This window comes from Brevibacterium antiquum, from assembly GCF_016107655.1.
Lineage (GTDB): Bacteria > Actinomycetota > Actinomycetes > Actinomycetales > Brevibacteriaceae > Brevibacterium > Brevibacterium antiquum.
Genome location: NZ_JABASX010000009.1, coordinates 153,161 through 172,116, shown reverse-complemented (window position 1 = coordinate 172,116; position 18,956 = coordinate 153,161). Strand labels below are relative to the sequence as shown.

The 18,956-nt window shown below is 64.3% G+C and carries 16 protein-coding genes and 1 tRNA gene; 12 read left to right on the top strand and 5 right to left on the bottom strand.

Going from position 1 to position 18,956, the window contains the following annotated elements; translation table 11 throughout:
* Positions 1–159: 159 nt before the first annotated feature.
* From mvk to fni, 4 genes are read left to right on the top strand one after another with little or no spacing between them, the layout of a single operon-like run.
* Positions 160–1,152: a mevalonate kinase gene (gene mvk, locus JFC13_RS15680; protein ID WP_198397986.1), complete on the top strand. Its 993-nt coding sequence runs from the start codon at positions 160–162 to the stop codon at positions 1,150–1,152.
* A complete protein-coding gene (gene mvaD / locus JFC13_RS15675) occupies positions 1,149–2,141 on the top strand; it encodes a diphosphomevalonate decarboxylase (protein ID WP_198397985.1) in 993 nt (330 codons plus the stop codon). The genes mvk and mvaD overlap by 4 nt, the downstream gene beginning before the upstream one ends.
* Complete coding sequence (locus tag JFC13_RS15670; protein ID WP_198397984.1) at positions 2,138–3,229, top strand: phosphomevalonate kinase; 1,092 nt, start codon at positions 2,138–2,140, stop codon at positions 3,227–3,229. Before mvaD ends, JFC13_RS15670 begins: the two co-directional genes overlap by 4 nt.
* Positions 3,219–4,304: a type 2 isopentenyl-diphosphate Delta-isomerase gene (gene fni, locus JFC13_RS15665; RefSeq protein WP_198397983.1), complete on the top strand. Its 1,086-nt coding sequence runs from the start codon at positions 3,219–3,221 to the stop codon at positions 4,302–4,304. The genes JFC13_RS15670 and fni overlap by 11 nt, the downstream gene beginning before the upstream one ends.
* Positions 4,305–4,389: 85 nt before the next feature.
* Here the strand turns inward: fni and JFC13_RS15660 are convergent.
* A tRNA-Leu gene (locus JFC13_RS15660) sits at positions 4,390–4,473 on the bottom strand.
* 398 nt (positions 4,474–4,871) lie between these two features.
* On the opposite strand from JFC13_RS15660, the gene JFC13_RS15655 reads away from it, so the two are divergent.
* From JFC13_RS15655 to pknB, 7 genes are all read left to right on the top strand, one after another.
* On the top strand, positions 4,872–5,714 hold the full coding sequence (locus JFC13_RS15655) for an FhaA domain-containing protein (protein ID WP_198397982.1): 843 nt from the start codon (positions 4,872–4,874) through the stop codon (positions 5,712–5,714).
* Positions 5,711–6,229 carry an FHA domain-containing protein FhaB/FipA gene (locus JFC13_RS19935; protein WP_198397981.1) on the top strand — a complete coding sequence of 173 codons (519 nt, stop codon included), beginning with the start codon at positions 5,711–5,713 and terminating at the stop codon, positions 6,227–6,229. Before JFC13_RS15655 ends, JFC13_RS19935 begins: the two co-directional genes overlap by 4 nt.
* Entirely contained in the window at positions 6,226–7,680 is a 1,455-nt protein-coding gene (locus JFC13_RS15645; protein WP_198397980.1) for a PP2C family protein-serine/threonine phosphatase, read from the top strand. Before JFC13_RS19935 ends, JFC13_RS15645 begins: the two co-directional genes overlap by 4 nt.
* Entirely contained in the window at positions 7,680–9,266 is a 1,587-nt protein-coding gene (locus JFC13_RS15640) for an FtsW/RodA/SpoVE family cell cycle protein (protein ID WP_198397979.1), read from the top strand. The genes JFC13_RS15645 and JFC13_RS15640 overlap by 1 nt, the downstream gene beginning before the upstream one ends.
* On the top strand, positions 9,263–10,732 hold the full coding sequence (locus JFC13_RS15635) for a peptidoglycan D,D-transpeptidase FtsI family protein (protein ID WP_198397978.1): 1,470 nt from the start codon (positions 9,263–9,265) through the stop codon (positions 10,730–10,732). Before JFC13_RS15640 ends, JFC13_RS15635 begins: the two co-directional genes overlap by 4 nt.
* A complete protein-coding gene (locus tag JFC13_RS15630) occupies positions 10,729–12,567 on the top strand; it encodes a protein kinase domain-containing protein (protein ID WP_198397977.1) in 1,839 nt (612 codons plus the stop codon). Before JFC13_RS15635 ends, JFC13_RS15630 begins: the two co-directional genes overlap by 4 nt.
* 83 nt (positions 12,568–12,650) lie before the next feature.
* Positions 12,651–14,579, top strand: coding sequence for a Stk1 family PASTA domain-containing Ser/Thr kinase (gene pknB, locus JFC13_RS15625; RefSeq protein WP_198397976.1), 1,929 nt, complete (start codon positions 12,651–12,653; stop codon positions 14,577–14,579).
* A gap of 79 nt (positions 14,580–14,658) precedes the next feature.
* Here pknB and JFC13_RS15620 read toward each other — a convergent pair whose 3' ends face one another.
* The 4 genes from JFC13_RS15620 to JFC13_RS15605 all read right to left on the bottom strand — a co-directional run bounded on the left by JFC13_RS15620 (position 14,659) and on the right by JFC13_RS15605 (position 17,343).
* The gene (locus JFC13_RS15620) at positions 14,659–15,171 is read right to left on the bottom strand and encodes a GyrI-like domain-containing protein (protein ID WP_198397975.1); all 513 of its coding nucleotides are present in this window, start codon (positions 15,169–15,171) and stop codon (positions 14,659–14,661) included.
* A gap of 221 nt (positions 15,172–15,392) precedes the next feature.
* Positions 15,393–16,067 carry an anthranilate synthase component II gene (locus JFC13_RS15615; RefSeq protein WP_198397974.1) on the bottom strand — a complete coding sequence of 225 codons (675 nt, stop codon included), beginning with the start codon at positions 16,065–16,067 and terminating at the stop codon, positions 15,393–15,395.
* Positions 16,064–16,237 (bottom strand): hypothetical protein, encoded by a 174-nt coding sequence (locus JFC13_RS15610; RefSeq protein ID WP_186293079.1) that lies wholly within the window; start codon positions 16,235–16,237, stop codon positions 16,064–16,066. Before JFC13_RS15610 ends, JFC13_RS15615 begins: the two co-directional genes overlap by 4 nt.
* Before the next feature lie 2 nt (positions 16,238–16,239).
* Positions 16,240–17,343, bottom strand: a complete 1,104-nt coding sequence (locus tag JFC13_RS15605) for a class E sortase (RefSeq protein WP_198397973.1) — start codon at positions 17,341–17,343, stop codon at positions 16,240–16,242.
* A gap of 380 nt (positions 17,344–17,723) precedes the next feature.
* Here JFC13_RS15605 and JFC13_RS15600 point away from each other — a divergent pair, with 380 nt between their 5' ends.
* Complete coding sequence (locus tag JFC13_RS15600) at positions 17,724–18,518, top strand: cell division protein CrgA (protein ID WP_198397972.1); 795 nt, start codon at positions 17,724–17,726, stop codon at positions 18,516–18,518.
* Positions 18,519–18,956: the final 438 nt, after the last annotated feature.

The window sequence follows — 18,956 nt, the reverse complement described above, 5'->3', positions numbered from 1 at the left end:
TTTCCATCGCCGGTCTCGTCTCCGTGCCCTCGCCCGGCAGTAGAACCGGATTACGGCATAGGATGGAACCACCATGACCGAAACACAGAACCACGCCCCTTGCACGAGGTCATCAGCGATCGACCTCGTCCGCGACGACACCCACTGACTTCGCGCCGTATGCACAATTCCTCTCCAACCGACCCGAGCGCCACCTCCAATGCGCGAGGCGCTGGGCCGGGACATCCCGCACAGGGCCACGCCCATGCAAAGGCGATACTCTTCGGCGAACACGCCGTGGTCTACGGAGCCCCTGCACTCGCCATCCCTCTTCACAGACTCGGGGCACAGGCCGACATCCGCCTCACCCCAGGACGGGAGACGCGCATCGACAGCCAACTGTTCTCCGGCACTGCCCAAGCGGCACCACCTCAGATGGGGCCCGTGGTCGCCGGACTGTGCGCGGCCCTCGAGGCCACAGGTGATGAGACCGCCGAGGTCCAGGTCGGCATTCGCAGTGCGATTCCCCATAGTCGCGGCCTTGGATCGAGCGCCGCAGTTGCCACCGCGATCGCACGGGCAGTGGCTGGTCTCCGTGGGAAGGTCCTCGACCGTGACGCTCTCCACGCCGTCGTGGCGAGGGCGGAATCTGTTGCGCACGGTCGCCCCAGCGGAATCGATGCATGGGCTGTCGCATCTCAGGTGCCCATCAGGTTCCAAAGCGGTCGGGCCGCAGCGATCGACGTCGGCAGGCGACTGATCTTCGTGGTCGCAGACTCCGGCCAGCAAGGCTCCACCGCCGAGGCGGTCGCCGGGGTTCGCGAACTGCGCGCCGCACAGCCGAAGCACGTTGAGGCCGCGATCTCCCACCTCGCGGAACTCACGGAGGACGCGGTCGATGACGTCCGGTCCGGCGACCTCCCCACGCTCGGGTCGCGAATGCTCGACGCACACAAGCTGCTGACGAGCATCGGAGTCAGCAGCCCGGCCCTCGATGCGCTCGTCGAGGCGGCCCTTGGAGCCGGAGCGCACGGCGCCAAACTCACCGGAGGCGGCCTCGGTGGCTGCGTCCTCGCTCTCGCCGACTCGGACGAACAGGCCGAACGCTTGGCGCTCGCGCTTCGCACCGCCGGAGCACCGCGCACCTGGACAACGGAGGTATCCACGACATGAGAACCACAACCGCCCGCGCCTATCCGAATATCGCCCTCATCAAATACTGGGGCAAGCGCGACGAGCCCCGCATCCTCCCGGCGGCGGGCAGCCTGTCGATGACGCTCGACGCCTTCGAAACGACGACCACGGTCGTGCCGAATCCTGCCGGTGATGCCGACAGCTTGGAACTCGACGGCCAGCCCGCCGACGAGGAGCAGACACGACGCACTACCGCGTTTCTCGACCACGTCCGTTCCCTCGCCGGCTCCGAGCAGCCGGTGTTCGTTCGCTCGCGCAACTCCGTGCCCACGGGAGCTGGCCTCGCTTCATCTGCATCCGGGTTCGCCGCCCTTGCGACTGCGGCCGCCGCTGCCTTCGAGCTCGACCTCGACACCCGCGCTCTCAGTCGGCTCGCCCGGCTCGGCTCGGGCTCGGCCTGCCGCTCCGTCGTGCCCGGGGTGGCCGTGTGGCACGCGGGTGATGATCAGGCTTCGTACGCCGAGCCCGTCGACGCACCGGATATGCGGATGGTGGTCGTCACCGTTGACCGGGGTCGAAAACCGGTGTCGAGTCGCGCAGCCATGCGCCTGACCGCCGCCACCTCTCCCTTCTACGATGCCTGGGTGAGTTCGACCGAGGACAGCCTGGCGGCAATGATCGAGGCCTGTCGAGAAGGCGATTTCACGAGAATCGGTGAGCTCACGGAGTCGCATGCGCTGAGAATGCATGCTCTCATCCAATCGACGACTCCGCCCATCCGGTTCCTCCGGCCTCAGAGCGTGGCAATCTTCGACGCGGTCGAGAAGTTACGCGAGAACGGACTTGAGGCCTACTCCACAGCAGATGCTGGGCCCAATGTCGTCGTCCTCGTACGACCCGAGAACGCCGAGGCCGTGGCAGAGGCTCTCGACGGGCTCGGTGAGATCCGAATCGTCGGCCCAGGCCCCGGAGCTCATCTGCTGCCCGAGGGTTCCGAAGTGCCCGCAGCGACAGAGGGGATCTCATGATCGAGACTCGTGCACCAGGCAAGCTCTTCGTCGCAGGCGAATACGCCGTCGTCGAACCCGGCCAACCGGCCGTGCTCGTCGCCGTGGATCGGTATATCACCGTCCGGCTCACCGAAAGCCGAGATGCCGGCCGCATCCACTCCAGCGAATACGGTCAGACCCCGCTGGTCTGGTTCCGCGAGGCAGACAGCCAGAGCATCGTGCTCGACCACCGGCCCTCAGACTATGTGCTCGCTGCGATCTCGGTCGTCGAAGAGCTGCGGGCAGAGATGGGGACACCGCCACGGTACTTCGACCTCGATATATCCAGCGAGCTTGACGATGCCAGCGGACGGAAATTCGGTCTCGGCTCTTCGGCCGCGGTGACGACTGCCACGATCGCCGCCCTCGACGAGTTCTACACATTGGGCTTGACTCGTACCGAACGCTATAAGCTCGCTCTTCTGGCCACGATCGCCATCTCTCCCAACGCCTCGGGCGGGGATCTCGCAGCGAGCACCTTCGGAGGGTGGATCCGCTACTCCTCACCCGACCGCGCGGCCCTGAAACTCCACCGCGAAGTCCACGGAGTCGCCTCGGCGCTGCACTGCAGCGAATGGCTTGGGTCAGGGGTCACCCGCGTCAGCCCACCTGACTCCCTGCACCTACTCGTCGGCTGGACCGGTTCCCCGGCCTCGACTGACCATCTCGTCAAGCGCGTGCACACCCCGGGCAGGGAGAAGGCGCGCCCCTTCGAGTCGTTCACCGACGAGAGCCGGCTCGGGGTCAATGCACTCGTCGCCGCCTTCTACGAGGATGATGCGATCGGCGCCCTCGACCGCATCCGGCAGGCACGCCGACTGCTGCAGCGGCTCGGCGAGTCCTCCGGCAGCCAGATCGAGACCGAACAGCTGGCCGCGCTGTGCGATATCGCCGAAACCTACGGTGCCGCGGCCAAACCCTCAGGCGCCGGCGGAGGAGACTGCGGCATCGCCCTCTCCGACGCCGAACTGCCCACGATCGACATCCTCCGCGAGTGGGAGCGCCACGGCATCCGCCGGCTCAGCCTGACCCCGCACCGACCCGAAGGCGGCATCGATGACTTCTGAGAGCCCCCAGGCCCGTTCCGCCCGCGCGACACGCAAGGACGATCACGTCCGGCTGGCCTCCGAGCAGCAGTCCGAAGCGCCGCGGCGCACCGATTTCGACGATCTCGAGTTCATCCACCATGCCCTCGGCGGGACGAACCCGGAACGGGTCGACCTCAGCGTCCGCCTCGGCGAGTGGACCTGGCCAACGCCCTTCTATGTCAATGGCATGACCGGAGGCACCGACACGACGGCGGCGATCAACCGCAACCTTGCGATTGCGGCCGCCGAGACCGGGCTGCCGATGGCCTGCGGTTCGATGAGCGTGGCTCTCGACGATTCGGACGCGGCGAAGGGCTTCACGATCATCCGCGAGGAGAACCCTAACGGCTTCGTCATGGCCAACCTCGGTGCTGGTCGCAGCGCCGAGGATGCCCGCCGTGCCGTCGACCTGCTGCAGGCCGACGCCCTTCAGATCCATATCAACCCGGTGCAGGAGACTGCGATGTCCGAGGGCACCCGCGACTTCTCCGAATGGGCACACGGGCTCGAACAGATCGTCGCATCCTGCCCCGTGCCGGTCATCGTCAAGGAGGTCGGATTCGGGCTCAGCCGTCGCACGCTGGAGCTGATGGCCTCGATCGACGTGCGCTTCGCCGATGTCAGCGGCGCCGGCGGCACGGACTTCCTCCGTATCGAGAACGACCGCGCCGGCGCCGAGGGCTTCTCGATGCTCACCGGATTCGGCCAATCCGCCCTGGCCTGCCTGCTCGATTCCCCCGTCCAGGGGCCCGTGCTCCTCGCCTCCGGAGGAGTGCGCAACCCCTATGACGTCGTCAAGGCCCTTGCCTGCGGTGCGCGGGCCGTCGGGGTTGCCGGCGCGTTCCTGCAGGCCGTGCTCGATGGAGGCGCGGACCGTCTCGTTGACGTGGTGAACACGTGGCAGTCTCAGACCAGGGCCCTCTTCGCCCTGCTCGGAACCGAAACGGCAGAAGACCTCACCCGCACAGACCTGCTCACGCGGGGCCGCCTCGGCGAATTCTGCCGTCTGCGCGGAATCAACGTCGAGGAACTGTCCCGACGCTCGGGAAGCTGAGGCCCAGGCCTCCAAACGCTTCCGCACACGAAACAGCCCTCCACCTCGGCCCCGAAGGGTCCCGGTGAAGGGCTGTTGCTCACTGTGCGCGAGGGGGGACTTGAACCCCCACGACCTTGCGATCACTGGCACCTGAAGCCAGCGCGTCTACCAATTCCGCCACTCGCGCGAACAAGAGAAAACTCTAGCACCGCGGACCCGAAGAATGAAACCGAGGTCAGCCGAAACGCCCGAAACGTGTCGACGTTCACATTCACTGCCCGTTGGTCTCGCGTCTGAGGTGACGCACGCCTCATCTCCCATGACATCGGCGCTCGTCAGAGGCTCAAGGAGTACTCAGCGACAACCCTTAAGCTGGACGACCGCCGGGAATCCGAGCAGACCTCGGCCCCGAAATACCCAGTGACGTGAGTTGAGAGCTTCACCGCGTTAGGATTGGGTGTTGGTGTCTCCATCTCGGTGTCCTTTTCCGAGCGTGGACTCACCTAGACAGACTCGCTCGGACGCACAGTCCGGGTTGGTGGCGAAACGTTCGTCACGCGCACGACACCTGGATGAGGAGGTGCCATGGGGATTCTCGATCGTTTCGAGAAGGGATTGGAGAATGTCGTCAACGGCGCCTTCGCCAAAGCGTTCCGCTCACAGGTGGAACCAGTCGAACTGGCCGGCTCACTGCGACGCGAGGCCGATAACAAGGCCGCAGTCGTCTCGCGCGGACGGACACTGACCGCCAACCACTACAGCATTGAGCTCTCACCCACAGATTTCGACCGGCTCTCGGGCCTCGAGAACGAACTCCGCTCGGACCTGCGACAGGTGATCGGTGATCACGCGGTCGAGCAGGCCTACAGCTTCGTCGGTCCCGTCTCCGTCGAATTCGTCGAAGCAGAAGACCTCGACACCGGCATGTACCGTGTCGTCTCAAGCACCCAGCGTCCCGACGGATCGCCCGCAGCCCAACCGGCCAACCGCGGCGGCTACGACCCCGTGTCCCGCTCACACAACATCGTGGGTGAAGGACAGGCCAACTCCGGTTCCCGTCCGGCCCCGCCCAGGCGCACCCCGGAACCCACACCAGCGCCAGTACGCCAGGCAGCCCCGTCCAGGTCCCGCACGATCGATGCGAGCGTGACCATCCACGGCCATGACTACGCACTGCACCAGGGCACGAACGTCTTCGGACGGTCCTCATCCAGCTCCGACTACGTCATCGACGACCCCGGCGTCTCCCGCCGACACTTCGAGATCACCGTCGAGCGCGATCACGCGGTCGCCAACGACCTCGGATCGACCAACGGAACACTTCTGCGCGGCCGCAAGCTCACCTCGGCGAACCTCTCCGACGGTGATGTCCTCATGGCCGGAGATGCAGAGGTGCGCTACCACGAGATCGAACAGGACGCCCAGTGAGCGAATTCACCGTCACCGTCTTCCGGTTCGCCTTCTTCATCATCCTCTGGCTCTTCGTCCTCGGAGTGGCCGGTGTCCTCAGGCGCGACATCTTCGGTGCCAAAAAGGCCCCCAGGAAGTCTCGCCGAAGTGGCAGAGCCTCCCGTAACGCAGCTCCGAGTCCGGCACCGAGCAGACCAGCACCGGTCCCCGCGCCGACGCCTGCTCCCGCGAGGTCTCAAGCGCATCCGGGATCTGTCCGCGTCACCGGTGGGCCCTTGACCGGGACCTTGATCACTCTCTCCGGGGCGCCGGTGACCTTCGGGCGTGCACCGGACAACTCGATCGTCATCAATGACGATTTCGCCTCCAGCCATCATGCGCGAATCGTGGCCGCCAACGGCTCCTGGGTTCTTGAGGACCTGGGCTCGACGAACGGGACGATCGTCGACGGCTCGCCCATGCATTCGCCCATCAGTCTGCGGATCGGCACCCAGATCACCATCGGCCATACGACGCTGGAGACCCAATCGTGACGACCGACGGTACGATCACCCTCCGTTCAGCAGCCCGGTCTCACACCGGGCTGGTGCGTAAGAACAACCAGGATTCCGGCTATGCGGGTCCGAACTTCTTACTCATCGCTGACGGGATGGGCGGTCACGCAGGCGGAGACGTCGCCTCGGCGATCACCGTCTCCCGCCTCGCCGACCTCGATCGCGAACCCAGCGGCGAAGACGCTCTGGAGATCCTGCGCACCTCGATCCTCGAGGCCAATGACCGTATCTGCCGCGGTGTCGCCGAACAGCCCGAGCTCGCCGGCATGGGCACCACGGTCACCGCTCTGCTGAGGGCACCGGGCAACCGGTTCGCACTCGCCCACATCGGCGACTCCCGCGGCTACGTGCTGCGCGACGGGGAGCTTCAGACCGTCACTCACGACCACACCTTCGTCCAGATGCTCGTCGACGAAGGCCGCATCACCGCTGACGAGGCGGAGACCCACCCGCAGCGATCGGTCGTCATGAAGGTCCTCGGCGACGTCGGAGCCTCCCCCGATCTCGACCTCACCCTGCGCGAAGCCCACGTCGGCGACCGCTGGATGCTGTGTTCGGACGGGCTGACCGGCTTCGCGGACATCGATGACATCGCCCGCATCCTCGCCGAGGTCTCCGATCCCGACGAATGCTGCCGTCAGCTCATCGACCTGGCCCTGGCAGGGGGCGGTGCCGACAACGTCACCGTCGTCATCGGCGACGTGCTCGAGGGCACCGTCGACACCGTGCACGGCAGCTCCGTCGGTTCCGTCCACCTCAACCCGAAGTACGCCACGATCGGCATGAACCCCGACGTCGACGAAGCCACCACGGAGACACAGCCCCACTACGGCAACGGCGACACCCCCACCGACACCGTTCCCCTGCAGGCGGTGTCCGACTCCGATAAGCAGGAGCCCACCGCCGAGGTGGTCCCACCTTCCCAGCGCACCGACTCGGAGACGTCCGACAGGGACCAACCCACCGAGGAGGATGACCTCGACGCTGACGACGACGAGGTCGAAAAGCGGTCCTACCTGGGTTGGATCATCGCTGCCATCGTCATCGTCGCGATCGCCGTAGGCGGATTCTTCGCCTACAACTACATGAACAACCACTACTACCTGACGAATCTCGACGGGAAAGTCACCCTCTACCGGGGGCTCGACACCACCTTGGGACCCATCGAACTCAGCCAGCTCGAGGACACCACCGACATCGAGGTCGGCACCCTCAACAGCTTTTCGCAGGATCGTCTGCGCGGCTCCATCCAGGCTGACTCCCGCGACGAGGCCGATCGCATCATCGAGAACCTGCGTCAGGAAGCCGACAAGTCCGGCACTGTCTCGGGCAACGCCGAAGACGCCGCGAGCCCCAGCGATCCCGCACCGTCACCACCGAGTTCCCAAGCGGTCGATCCCAGTGATGCCATCACTGAGGAGTCACAGTAATGTCCGCGAACCCCAACCAAGGCGCGCGGCCACGGCCTTATCGCTTGGCTGAACTCGGCCTCCTCATCCTCGCAATCGCCGTATCCACGAGCGCCTATGCCCTCGTGGGACTCGGCACCGAGGACACGATCCCCGCCAATGTCTACCAGTACGCGGCGTGGTTGGCCGCGCTCGGCCTCATCATCCACATCGTCGTGTGGTGGAAGGCCAAGTACGCCGACCCTGTCCTCGTCCCGATCGCAGTCCTGCTCAACGGACTGGGCCTGGCGATGATCTACCGGGTCGACCTGGGCCGCGACGAATACCAGAACAGCGGTGTCACCCAGCTGATCTGGATGACCCTGGGCGTAGCCCTGGCCGTCGGCATCATCATCTTCCTGGGTGACCACAGGTGGCTGCGCCGCTACACCTTCCTCTCGGGGTTCGCTGCGCTGATCTTCCTCATGCTCCCGCTGATTCCCGGCCTTGGCAAGACGGTCAACGGTGCGCGCATCTGGATCGGCGTCGGTCCGATGTCCTTCCAGCCCGGTGAGATCGCGAAGATCCTGCTGGCCATCTTCTTCGCCGGCTACCTCGTGTCCTATCGTGACCAGTTGGTTCTGGCCGGCCCGAAGATCCTCGGCATCCGCTTCCCGCGCCTGCGTGACTTCGGTCCCATCATCATCGCTTGGGTGGCCAGCGTCGGCATCCTCGTATTCGAGAGGGACCTGGGCACCTCGCTGCTGTTCTTCGGCCTGTTCGTCGCCATGCTCTATGTTGCGACGAGCAAGGTCTCCTGGATCATTCTCGGACTCGGCTTCTTCGCTGTCGGCGCGGTCGCAGCGACCTTCCTCTTCTCCCACGTCGGGCAGCGTGTCGACGGTTGGCTCAATGCACTCACTGCCGAGGAGTACAACAAAACTCCTGGTGGTTCGTACCAGCTGGTCCAAGGACTGTTCGGCATGTCCAACGGCGGGCTGACCGGAACCGGACTCGGTGAGGGCCGACCCAATATGGTCCCCTATGCCGAATCCGACTTCATCTACGCCAGTCTCGGCGAAGAACTGGGCATGGCGGGACTCTTCGTCATCCTGCTCTGCTACCTGTTCATCTTCCAGCGCGGCATCAAGACCGCCCAGCAGCTGCGCGACGGTTTCGGCACCCTGCTGGCCACGGGCCTGAGCTTCACGATCGCCCTGCAGGTCTTCGTCGTCGTCGGCGGCGTCACCCGCCTCATTCCGCTCACGGGTCTGACCACGCCGTTCCTCGCCCAAGGCGGGTCGTCTCTGATTGCGAACTGGATGATCATCGCGCTCCTCCTGCGCATCTCCGACAATGCCAGGCGACCGGTGGAGGAATTCCACACCGGTGTCCTCAAAATCACGGAGGATCCCGACGACGCCACCGCCTCGGCGCGGGCGACCGGGAATCGCAATGACACGAAACGTGTCGAGGGAGCACGCGAGCACGCGGCCGGCAATCTCGCCACGGATCGCGCCACCAGCGACGATGCGCCGACGACCAACCTCGGCGCCGCCGATCTCGAGGCAAACCGGTCCGATGAGGGCCCGACGACGAATCTGGGCACTACCGGAGGTGAACGATGAAGAAGCCACTGAAACACATCAGCATCGTCGGGTTCGTCATGTTCGCGCTGCTGTTCAGCTCCACCAGCTGGGTTCAGTTCGTCACCGCCGACTCACTGAACAACAATGCGCTCAACAACAGGAAGGTCCTCGACCAGCTGGCTCGCGACCGGGGACCGATCCTCGTCGACGGCAAGAAAATCGCCTACTCCGAACCAGTCGACGACAAATACAAGTTCCAGCGCAAGTACGGCTCGGAGGGCCTCGACCCCCGTGCCTACGCCTCCATGACCGGGTACTACTCCATCGTCTCGGGAGCTTCAGGCATGGAGCGTGCCTCCGGCGAGTACCTCTCCGGGGACTCCGACGCTCTGTTCTACGACAAGGTCGGCAGCCTGGTCACAGGCGAGCAGCCCCGCGGTGCGGCCGTGGAGCTGAGCATCGACCCGAAGGTGCAGAAAGCCGCCTGGGACGGACTGGGCAACCAGAACGGTGCAGCGGTCGCACTCGATCCGAAGACCGGCAAGATCCTCGCCATGGCCTCGACACCTGGCTGGGACCCCAACCCCATCGCCAGTCATGACTCCTCGACGGCGCAGTCCGCCTTCGAGACTCTCAACAACGCTGAGGACAAGCCTGCCTATAACCGCGCCATCGGCGGCAACCTGTACCCGCCGGGCTCGACGTTCAAGGTCCTCGTGGCTGCGGCCGCGCTGGAATCGGGCGATTACAAGCCGGATTCGACACTGAACGGTCCGGCTGAGCTCGACCTGCCCCAGACCACCTCCACGATCGGCAACTCCCATCCTGGTGCCTGCCGCAACGGCGGAAGCCCGACCCTGGCCGATTCGCTCGCCGAGTCCTGCAACACCTCATTCGCCTCACTCGGAATGGATCTGGGCGAGGATGCGATCAAGGAACAGGCGGAGAAATTCGGATTCGGCCAGGAGATGGAGATTCCGCTCAACGTCAGTGCGTCCACGTTCCCGGAGGACCTCAATCCACCCCAGTTGGCTCAGTCCTCGCTGGGGCAGTACGAGGTCAGGTCCACGCCGATGCAGATGGCGATGATGACGGCCGGAATCGCCAACGGCGGCAAGATGATGAAGCCGCAGCTCGTCGACCGGGTTCTGAACGCGAACACCCTCGAACCCATCAAGGAGATGCGCCCAGCGCAGATGTCGCGGCCCGTTTCGGGTAAGACCGCCGATCAGCTGACCACGATGATGGAAGGCGTGGTCGAGGACGGAACCGCCTCGGTGGCCAAGATGGACGGCACGAAGGTTGCCGCGAAGACCGGTACCGCACAGCACGGACCCGGTGCGGCCCCGCACGCGTGGTTCATATCATTCGCCCCAGCCGATGATCCGAAGATCGCAGTCGCGGTCGTCGTGGAGAACGGCGGAAACGCGGGCAACGAAGCTTATGGAGCGACGGTCGCAGGACCGATCGCCAAGGACATGATGGAAGCGGTGGTCGAAAAATGAGACCCGTCGAAGGCACCCTGTTGGGAAACCGATACAAGCTCACCTCTCGCATTGCTGTGGGCGGTATGGGTGAGGTCTGGAAGGGCGTCGACTCCGTGCTCGGCCGTGAGATTGCGGCGAAGATCCTCAAGGACGAATACCTTTCAGATACCACCTTCCTCGCGCGGTTCCGTGCCGAGGCGCAGAACATGGGGCGCGCATCGGACCCCGGAATCGCCGGTGTCTTCGACTACGGCGACGAGCAGGGATCCCCTTATCTCGTCATGGAGTACGTGCCAGGGGAGGCACTGTCGGCGATCATCGAGCGCAGCGCACCCCTGTCGGAGACGGACACTCTGAGCATCGTCTCCCAGTCCGCGCAGGCGCTGGGGGCGGCCCACAAGGTCGGAGTCATCCACCGCGACATCAAACCCGGCAATATCCTCATGACCCCGGACTTCCGGGTCAAGATCACGGACTTCGGCATCGCACGCGTCACCGACCAGGCCCCGCTGACGAAGACGGGGCAGGTGATGGGCACAGCCCAGTACCTGGCACCGGAGCAGGCTACAGGCAAGGGTTCGGGGTCCGGCTCCGACCTCTACGCTCTGGGCATCATCGCCTATGAGGCACTGGCCGGGCAGCGTCCGTTCACCGGTGACTCGCAAGTCGCGATCGCCATCGCCCAGGTCAATCAACAGCATCCGCCGCTGCCGGACACGGTGTCCGAACCATTGCGCCGCTTCGTCGACTGCCTGCTGGAGAAGAAGCCCGAACGCAGGCCTTCGGATGCCATGGCGGTGTCCCGGGCCGCCGATGCGCTGGCCGCAGGCGATGTCGCAGGTGCCGAAGAGATTCTGCCGCAGATGCGACTGGGCAGCGCCGCCTCCGATGCATTGACCCAGGTCTTCAACAGCCCCGAACCCGTGCCGACGACCAAGGCGATGCCGGTCACGGCGTCCAATGAGGAGACTCGTGTCTACCCGGGTGCAGCTGCCGCAGGAGTTGCTGGTGCCGGTGCAGCGGGGGCCGGGGCTGCGAACGGCAGCGAACTCGATGCGGAGAACGCAGAGGACAGGGAACTCGACGAGAAGCAGTCGAAGAAGGGCCGCGCCCTCATCTGGATCCTCGCGATCGTCGCACTCATCGCCGTCGGTTCGCTGCTGTGGTTCTTCCTCGGAGGAGGCAACGCCGAGCCCGAGCCGGACCCCAGCACCAGCGCACCCACGACTTCGCAGGCAGCGAAGACGATCGAGATCGACAAGAGCGATTACATCGGACTGACCGAGTCCTCGGCGACTCAGAACCTCGAACGGCAGGGGCTGGAAGCCGAGACCCAGACCATCGAGTCCTCCCGCGCAGCGGGCACGGTCGCCGATGTGGGTGAGGGAGAGAACGGCTACACCTTCGAAGAGGGCGACACTGTCACGCTCTACATCTCCTCTGGCCCGGCCGAGGAGCCGGTGGAGACGGAGGAACCTGAACCTTCGAGCACTCCCACACCGTCAGAGACCAGCGGTGACGATGGTTCGGGCTCGAGCAGCAACGACGACGGGGGCTCCTCGAGCAACGACACCGGCACTGCCGATGCCGACAACGGTTCGAGCAGCGATCCGAATGGTTCGGACCAGGACAGTGGCAACCAGAACGGTTCGGACCAGGACAGCGGCAACCAGAACGGCTCAGATCAGAGCAGCAGCGATCCGAACGGCGGGCAGAACGGCAATGACAACAGCGGTTCGAACTCGAACAGCGGGTCCAACAGCTCCGACGACGGCGGCGGAAACTCGTCCGGAGGCGGCACCAATGACGATCCCAGTGCCGGCACAGACTTGGACGAGTCGATCTTTGGCTGACACCATGCGCTGAGAAGACGAGTAATCTACTTGACATGCGGAGTACTTTCCCACGACGTGGGTGAACCAAGCGGAGGACCAGAATGAATGAACCCAAGGTGCTGTCGGGGCGGTACGAAGTTCGTGCGCTCCTCGGCCGTGGGGGCATGGCAGAAGTGCACGAGGGCGTCGACAACCGGCTCGGCCGGCGCGTCGCGATCAAGCTTCTGCGGTCCGATCTCGCTCGTGATCCTTCGTTCCACACCCGTCTCAAGCGTGAGGCGCAGTCCGCGGCAGGGCTGAACCATCCGGGCATCGTCGCTGTCTACGACTCGGGCGAAGAGGACTTCGTGGAGACCGGAGGCTCCAGCGTCTCCGTGCCCTTCATCGTCATGGAGTACGTCGAAGGCCAGACCCTGCGTGAGGTCCTCAACGAACACGGCACCCTGACCATCGACGAGGCGCTCAACGTCGTCGCAGGTGTGCTCGCCCCACTCGAGTACTCCCACCGCAACGGAATCGTCCACCGCGATATCAAGCCGGCCAACGTCATGCTCACCCCCGAGGGTGACATCAAGGTCATGGACTTCGGCATCGCCCGCGCGCTCAAGGACAACAGCGGGCTGACCCAGACACAGTCGGTCGTGGGCACCGCCCAGTACCTGTCCCCCGAACAGGCCCGTGGTGAGGTCGTCGACGCCCGTTCCGACCTGTATTCGACGGCCTGCCTGCTCTATGAACTCCTCGTCGGCCGGCCCCCGTTCGTCGGGGATTCGCAGCTGGCGGTCGCCTACCAGCACGTGGGCGAGACGCCGAAGCCTCCGAGCTTCTACAATCCGAATGTTCCCCCTGAAGTCGACCGCCTCCTCATGCATTCGCTGCTGAAGGACCGTGACGAGCGCTACCAGGACGCCTACATCTTCCGTGAGGATGTCCTCGCGGCCCGTGACGGTCGTCCCCTGAGCTTCGACGACGACATGGATCGCACCCAGGCGTTCCCGATGGCCGGGGCCATGATGGGTCCCCCGCAGTATGCTCAGGACGCCGAGGCGGAACCTGAGACGGGTGCCGTGTCGACGATCATGGCCAAGCAGGACGAACCACCACCGCCGAGGCGCTCGCGCGCCTGGATCTGGATCGGCAGCATCTTCGTGCTGTTGGCTCTGGCCGCCATCGCCCTGTGGGTCTACGAGATCAACAAACCACCGGACATCATCCAGGTCGAGGTCACGGACGTGGCCAATATGGATGCCGATGAGGCCGAGTCCGCCCTCATCCAACAAGGCCTGAGAGTCGACAGAGACGAGTCCTACAGCGAGGACGTCGACGAGGGCAAAGCCATCAAGACCGATCCCGCCGGCGGCCAGCGAGTGGAGGAGGACAGCGTCGTGAAGCTGGTCATCTCCTCCGGCCCCGAAAGCGTCAAGGTCCCCGATGTCTCCGGCAAATCCGAGGAAAGCGCCCGCAAGATCCTCAATGACGCCAAGCTCCAGGCAGGCACGCACATCTCCCAGAACTCTCCGGATGTGGAGAAGGGTGTCGTCATCGAGACGAAGCCCGGCGCCAGCTCCGAGGTGGATGTGGACTCGAACGTCGACCTCGTCGTGTCCTCGGGAATGGTCGAGGTCCCCGATGTGACGGGCAAATCCGCGAAGGAAGCGTGCGAGATCCTCGAGGGCGACGACTACCAGCTGGGGTGCAAGACCGAAGAGGTCGAGACTGCAGACGAACCGGCGAAGAAGGTCTTCGAACAGTCATCGGCTGGCGGCAGCGAGGTCAAGCAGGGCTCGGAGATCACGGTCAAGGTGGCCAAGAAGCCGCCGGAGGAGCCATCGTCGCCGAGCATTCCATCCATCCCCGGCGGGGTCCCCACGTCGCCGTCTGACGACGGCGGCAGCGACGACAGCGGCGATGACACCGGCGGCGAAAAGGACAAAGACAAGGACAGTGACTCGGACGCCGAGGCCATCGGCGGAGGCGGAGGCAACTGGTTCGACGGCTTCTCCGACACGGGTACCGACGGCAACCCCTGAGTGATTCCGACCCGACCGACGGTCTGAAACGGCTGGGGCCGCCATCGAGAAGTCTCGGTGGCGGCCCCAGTTCGTCTTCTCAGGACAGGGTGAGGAAGAGGTCGGTGCGCAGATCCGCCGGGTCCATATCGGGATTCGGCTCTGTCACGTAGACCTCGAAGAACGGCAGGCCCGGGTGGTGTCCGGCGTCGACGACTGCCTTCATCAACCCCGCCCAGGCCTCACCCAATCCGTCATATCCACCGGCATGGGTCAGTGCGGCGATCGATCCGCCGGGCAGCTGAGACGGGATCGCAATGAGACCTTCGTCCAGAGGCAGGGCCTGCTTCAGCCCCGACGTGAGCGGAAGGCCGATCTCCAGGTCGACGGTGTCGCTGGGTTGGCGCGTGTACAGCGCGAATGCGGGACCAGCGATTTCCTGCTCAGCCTCGGCAAGGGCAGGGAACAGCCCGGAATACACGGCGTCGAAGTGGCTTGGAAGGTCCTCCATGGCGACATTCCTGACCTCTACGACGGCGGTGGGGACCGACGTCGCCTCGAACACTGTGAGTTCGGGGAATGGTTCGCTCCTGTTGATACTCGACTCTGACATCAGTAGGTCCTCTCGGTGTGTGTCCCGATCCTAATATGCCGAACAGGGCCACAGGAAGAGTCTGAGCACGATTGCCCAGCTGTCGCGGCCGTCTGAGCCGAAATGGCGGTTTACGCCGAAGTGGCGGTTTACGCCGAAGTGACGGTTTACGCCGGAGTGACGGTTTAGGCCGAAGCAGCCAACTTAGCCGGAGTGGCGGCTGCGTCAGCCGGAGACGCAGCTTAGGCCGGAATGGCGGCCGGGACGGGCTTCGCCGCGATCGCCGAGGCCATCGGCGACATCGCGGCAGCCTGCGCGGCGGCACCTTCGATGCCGCAGACCTCGAGCCAGTTGCCCAACATCAGATAACCGCATTCCGTGAGCACGGACTCCGGGTGGAACTGAACACCGAACAATGGCTGCTCACGGTGTTCGATGGCCATCACGACTCCATCATCGGTGCGGGCGGTGACCAGGAACTTCTCGAGATCGATGGTCTCATCGACGATCGCCAGTGAGTGATAACGGGTCACGGTCAGCGGGTTCTTGCAGCCGAAGAAGATGCCCTGACTGTCGTGGGTGATGACTGAGGTCTTTCCGTGCATGAGCACCGGCGAGTGGGTCACTGTGGCGCCGAAGACCTCTCCCAGCGCCTGATGGCCCAGGCAGACTCCGAACACCGGGGTGCCAGACGTCTCCGCCCAGGCGATGAGGTCCGGGCACACTCCCGATTCGGCCGGCACACCCGGACCCGGTGACAGCAGGACACCGTCGTACCCCGAAGCCAGGGTCACGACAGCCTCGGCGGTCATATCGTCATTGCGGATGACGTGCGTTTCGGCTCCGAGCTCACGGACGTAGGACACGAGCGTGTAGACGAAGCTGTCGTAGTTGTCGACGACGAGTATCTTTGTCATTGGCCACCGCTTCCATCAGTCACAGTTGCGTTGTTGAAGGGCATGTAGGGGGCGACGACCGGGAAGACGTACTGCATGAGCAGCAGCACCACAGCCGCGATGAGGATGAGGGCGAAGATGAGTTTGATGAACCAGTTGCCCGGAAGCAGTCGCCAGATCAGACCGTACATTCTCAGGCACCACCGTTCTTGCTGACCTTGTCGTAGGCTTTCGAGTCCTTGATGTTATCCGGTGCACCGTCGCCGGCCGGAGTCCAGTCGGTGAGCTCGGCGTAGGCGACGTAGCGCTCTCGGGCCGAGAACATCGGGTTGCAGGCCGTCATCGTGAGGATCCGGTCCTTGCCCTTGAATTTCGGTTCGCTGGGGACCGGTGCGAGCACCTCGACGGCATCGGGGAGGATGATGTCGAAGTTGCGGAACGTGTAGGTGTAGAAGCCGTCCTTGGTTTGGACGATGATCTCATCGCCGGGACGCAGCTTCGCGATCTGGTTGAGCGGTTTGCCGTAGGTGACGCGGTGGCCGGCGATCGAGAAGTTGCCGACTTCGCCCGGCATCGCTGAGTTCGGGTATCGACCCACGCCCATCCGGTTGAGGACGGGTTCGAGATCGACGCCCTCGGCGACCGTGCGGTAGTAGTCGTCGCCGAAGCGCGGAATGTAGAAGATGCCGAACGCCTCGTTCTTCCCCACCGGATCCGCTACGACAGGTTCGTCCGGGTCGTCCGGAAGCTCGTTGGGGTCCTGGTTCTGCCAGTCATCGGTGAGCTGGTCGGCCAACACCTCGTTGTCGCGGTTGGCTTCGATATCGGTCCACCACAGCTGCCAGACCACGAACAGGATGAGCACCATTCCGGCGGTGATGCAGAGCTCGCCGAAGGTGCGGATGGTGCCGCGAACTGGGCCCAGCGGCTCACGCTCCGGCTTCTGCCTCCGACGGTTGGTGCGACGACCTCCGTCGTTGTGTCCGCCGTCGGTCTGTGGGCTGTAGTTCTGTGCACTGTAGTTCGCAGCGCCCGCCCCTGCACCCGCATGGGCGCCGAGGTTGGGGTCCGTTCCGCTGTTGACCGCGGGCATTACCTGGGTCGAGTCCGAGTAACCGGGGGGCGCATCGGTGTAGACGGCGGTCGGAGCCCCGTTGGCGGCCGCAGCTTCAGCCTCGCGACGTCGGAGTTCACGGCGGCTGGGAAGTGGTTGATCGGTCGCTGAAAACGAGCCGGATCCGGGGATCGAACCTGAGCCCGAATTCGGCGCTCCGCCGAGGTCGGGTGCGGAGGTCATAGGCTCTGTGGACGGGTTCGCTTCGTGGCCGCCGTATCCACCCTGTGACTGGTGTCGTTCATTGGCCGGGTGATGCGCGGAGTTCTGCCTCTGAGCAGGACGAATAGTGGGTCGCGATGACGCGTCTGCGTCTGATTCGTTACCCGGGAAGGGACCATTCACCACTGCTGCACCGTGCCTATTGTTTCGAATCCGGGGCTCGCCCAGAGGGCAAGCGGGGACACCGTATTGCACTTTATCGCATGAAACTGCACAAACAGGTCGTTCTCAGGGTAGTTGGAGTTTTTAAAACTGCTGGATGTCACGAGTAGACTGATGTCCGATTGTCCCTATTCATCAACCGGTGACCTCAGCAATGGTCGGCCGTATAAGGAGTACTCGTGGCCAAGTCCAACGGACGGACCCAGCGCCCCCAGCGCACTTCTCGCAACTCGTCGACGGCCAATGTCGAAACCACGACCCAGCCGAACGACGATGTCGAGGCAGTAGAGGACTCGCAGGTCGAGCAGACGGAGGATCTGGGGGACGAGAGCCTCGAGGGCGACCTCCTCAACCTGGATGACCCCTCCGACAAATCCGACGTGCTTGCCGACGATGATGACATCGACGGCGACGCTGAAGTCACCGGCGGCGACGCCGATGCCTCCGCTGTCGGCGACGACAACGCTGCAGACGACGAGACGGCCAAGAAGTCCACGTCGAAGGACTCCGGGGCCAAGAAGGCTGCCGCCGCTGATGCAGCCGACACAGCCGACGAGTCCACCACCGATGCCAAGAAGACTGAGACGTCTGAGAAGGTCGACAAGGCAGCCAAGTCCGACAAGGACAGCAAGTCTGCCAAGAAGAGCGAGACCACTAAGGGTGCCTCCGCCAAGGGCTCTGCTGCCAAAGGCTCATCGGCCAAGCGCACCTCGCGTTCGGGCAATCCGGCCAAGCGCCCCCAGGGTCGCAAGACCGCCTCTTACACCTCGCAGTCCGGTCAGCAGACGATCAAGCCGAACCCTCGCTGGTTCCTGCCGGTGCTCATCGGCCTCCTGCTCATCGGCCTGATCTGGCTCGTGACCTTCTACGTCTCGCAGGGCGCGTTCCCGGTCGAGGCTTGGCAGAACTGGAACATCCTCATCGGCTTCGCCTTCTTCGTCGCGGGGTTGATCATGTCCACGCGCTGGAGGTAGTCGGCAGGCACCACGCTTGCTCCAAATGACGGGGGTTGCGTCGATCACCGGGTGTGCGCACCCGCAGGTCGACGCAACCCCCGTTTTTCGCTGGCGTTGCCGCCGTCAGCGCGTGACCTGCCCCGTCAGTGCGCGTGACGCCCCGTCAACCCATGCCCACACGGCGGTCACCTGCGGGTGGGGTGATGGCCCCCTATTGACGTTTCAACTGCCTTGGCGTGCACTTGTCCACAGGGACGAAGTTATACCCAAGCCGGGAGCGTCGCTTGTGCATAACTTATTTTGGGCCTGTGACCTGGCGAAATACACACATGTAAGTTATCCACCATGTGGATAAAGGTTGTGGACAGCTAAATTCAGCCCGCGAGGACGCCAATTATTCACGGAAGTCTGATATAAGCCTGAGAGTCGTTGCGGACTCCTCAATGAATGGTCAGC

Excerpts from the sequence above, each read along its gene's own strand:
- mvk (WP_198397986.1), top strand. The coding sequence starts at position 160 with ATGCACAATTCCTCTCCAACCGACCCGAGCGCCACCTCCAATGCGCGA.
- mvaD (WP_198397985.1), top strand. The coding sequence starts at position 1,149 with ATGAGAACCACAACCGCCCGCGCCTATCCGAATATCGCCCTCATCAAA.
- JFC13_RS15670 (WP_198397984.1), top strand. The coding sequence starts at position 2,138 with ATGATCGAGACTCGTGCACCAGGCAAGCTCTTCGTCGCAGGCGAATAC.
- fni (WP_198397983.1), top strand. The coding sequence starts at position 3,219 with ATGACTTCTGAGAGCCCCCAGGCCCGTTCCGCCCGCGCGACACGCAAG.
- JFC13_RS15655 (WP_198397982.1), top strand. The coding sequence starts at position 4,872 with ATGGGGATTCTCGATCGTTTCGAGAAGGGATTGGAGAATGTCGTCAAC.
- JFC13_RS15640 (WP_198397979.1), top strand. The coding sequence starts at position 7,680 with ATGTCCGCGAACCCCAACCAAGGCGCGCGGCCACGGCCTTATCGCTTG.
- JFC13_RS15635 (WP_198397978.1), top strand. The coding sequence starts at position 9,263 with ATGAAGAAGCCACTGAAACACATCAGCATCGTCGGGTTCGTCATGTTC.
- JFC13_RS15630 (WP_198397977.1), top strand. The coding sequence starts at position 10,729 with ATGAGACCCGTCGAAGGCACCCTGTTGGGAAACCGATACAAGCTCACC.
- pknB (WP_198397976.1), top strand. The coding sequence starts at position 12,651 with ATGAATGAACCCAAGGTGCTGTCGGGGCGGTACGAAGTTCGTGCGCTC.
- JFC13_RS15620 (WP_198397975.1), bottom strand. The coding sequence starts at position 15,171 with ATGTCAGAGTCGAGTATCAACAGGAGCGAACCATTCCCCGAACTCACA.
- JFC13_RS15615 (WP_198397974.1), bottom strand. The coding sequence starts at position 16,067 with ATGACAAAGATACTCGTCGTCGACAACTACGACAGCTTCGTCTACACG.
- JFC13_RS15610 (WP_186293079.1), bottom strand. The coding sequence starts at position 16,237 with ATGTACGGTCTGATCTGGCGACTGCTTCCGGGCAACTGGTTCATCAAA.
- JFC13_RS15605 (WP_198397973.1), bottom strand. The coding sequence starts at position 17,343 with ATGACCTCCGCACCCGACCTCGGCGGAGCGCCGAATTCGGGCTCAGGT.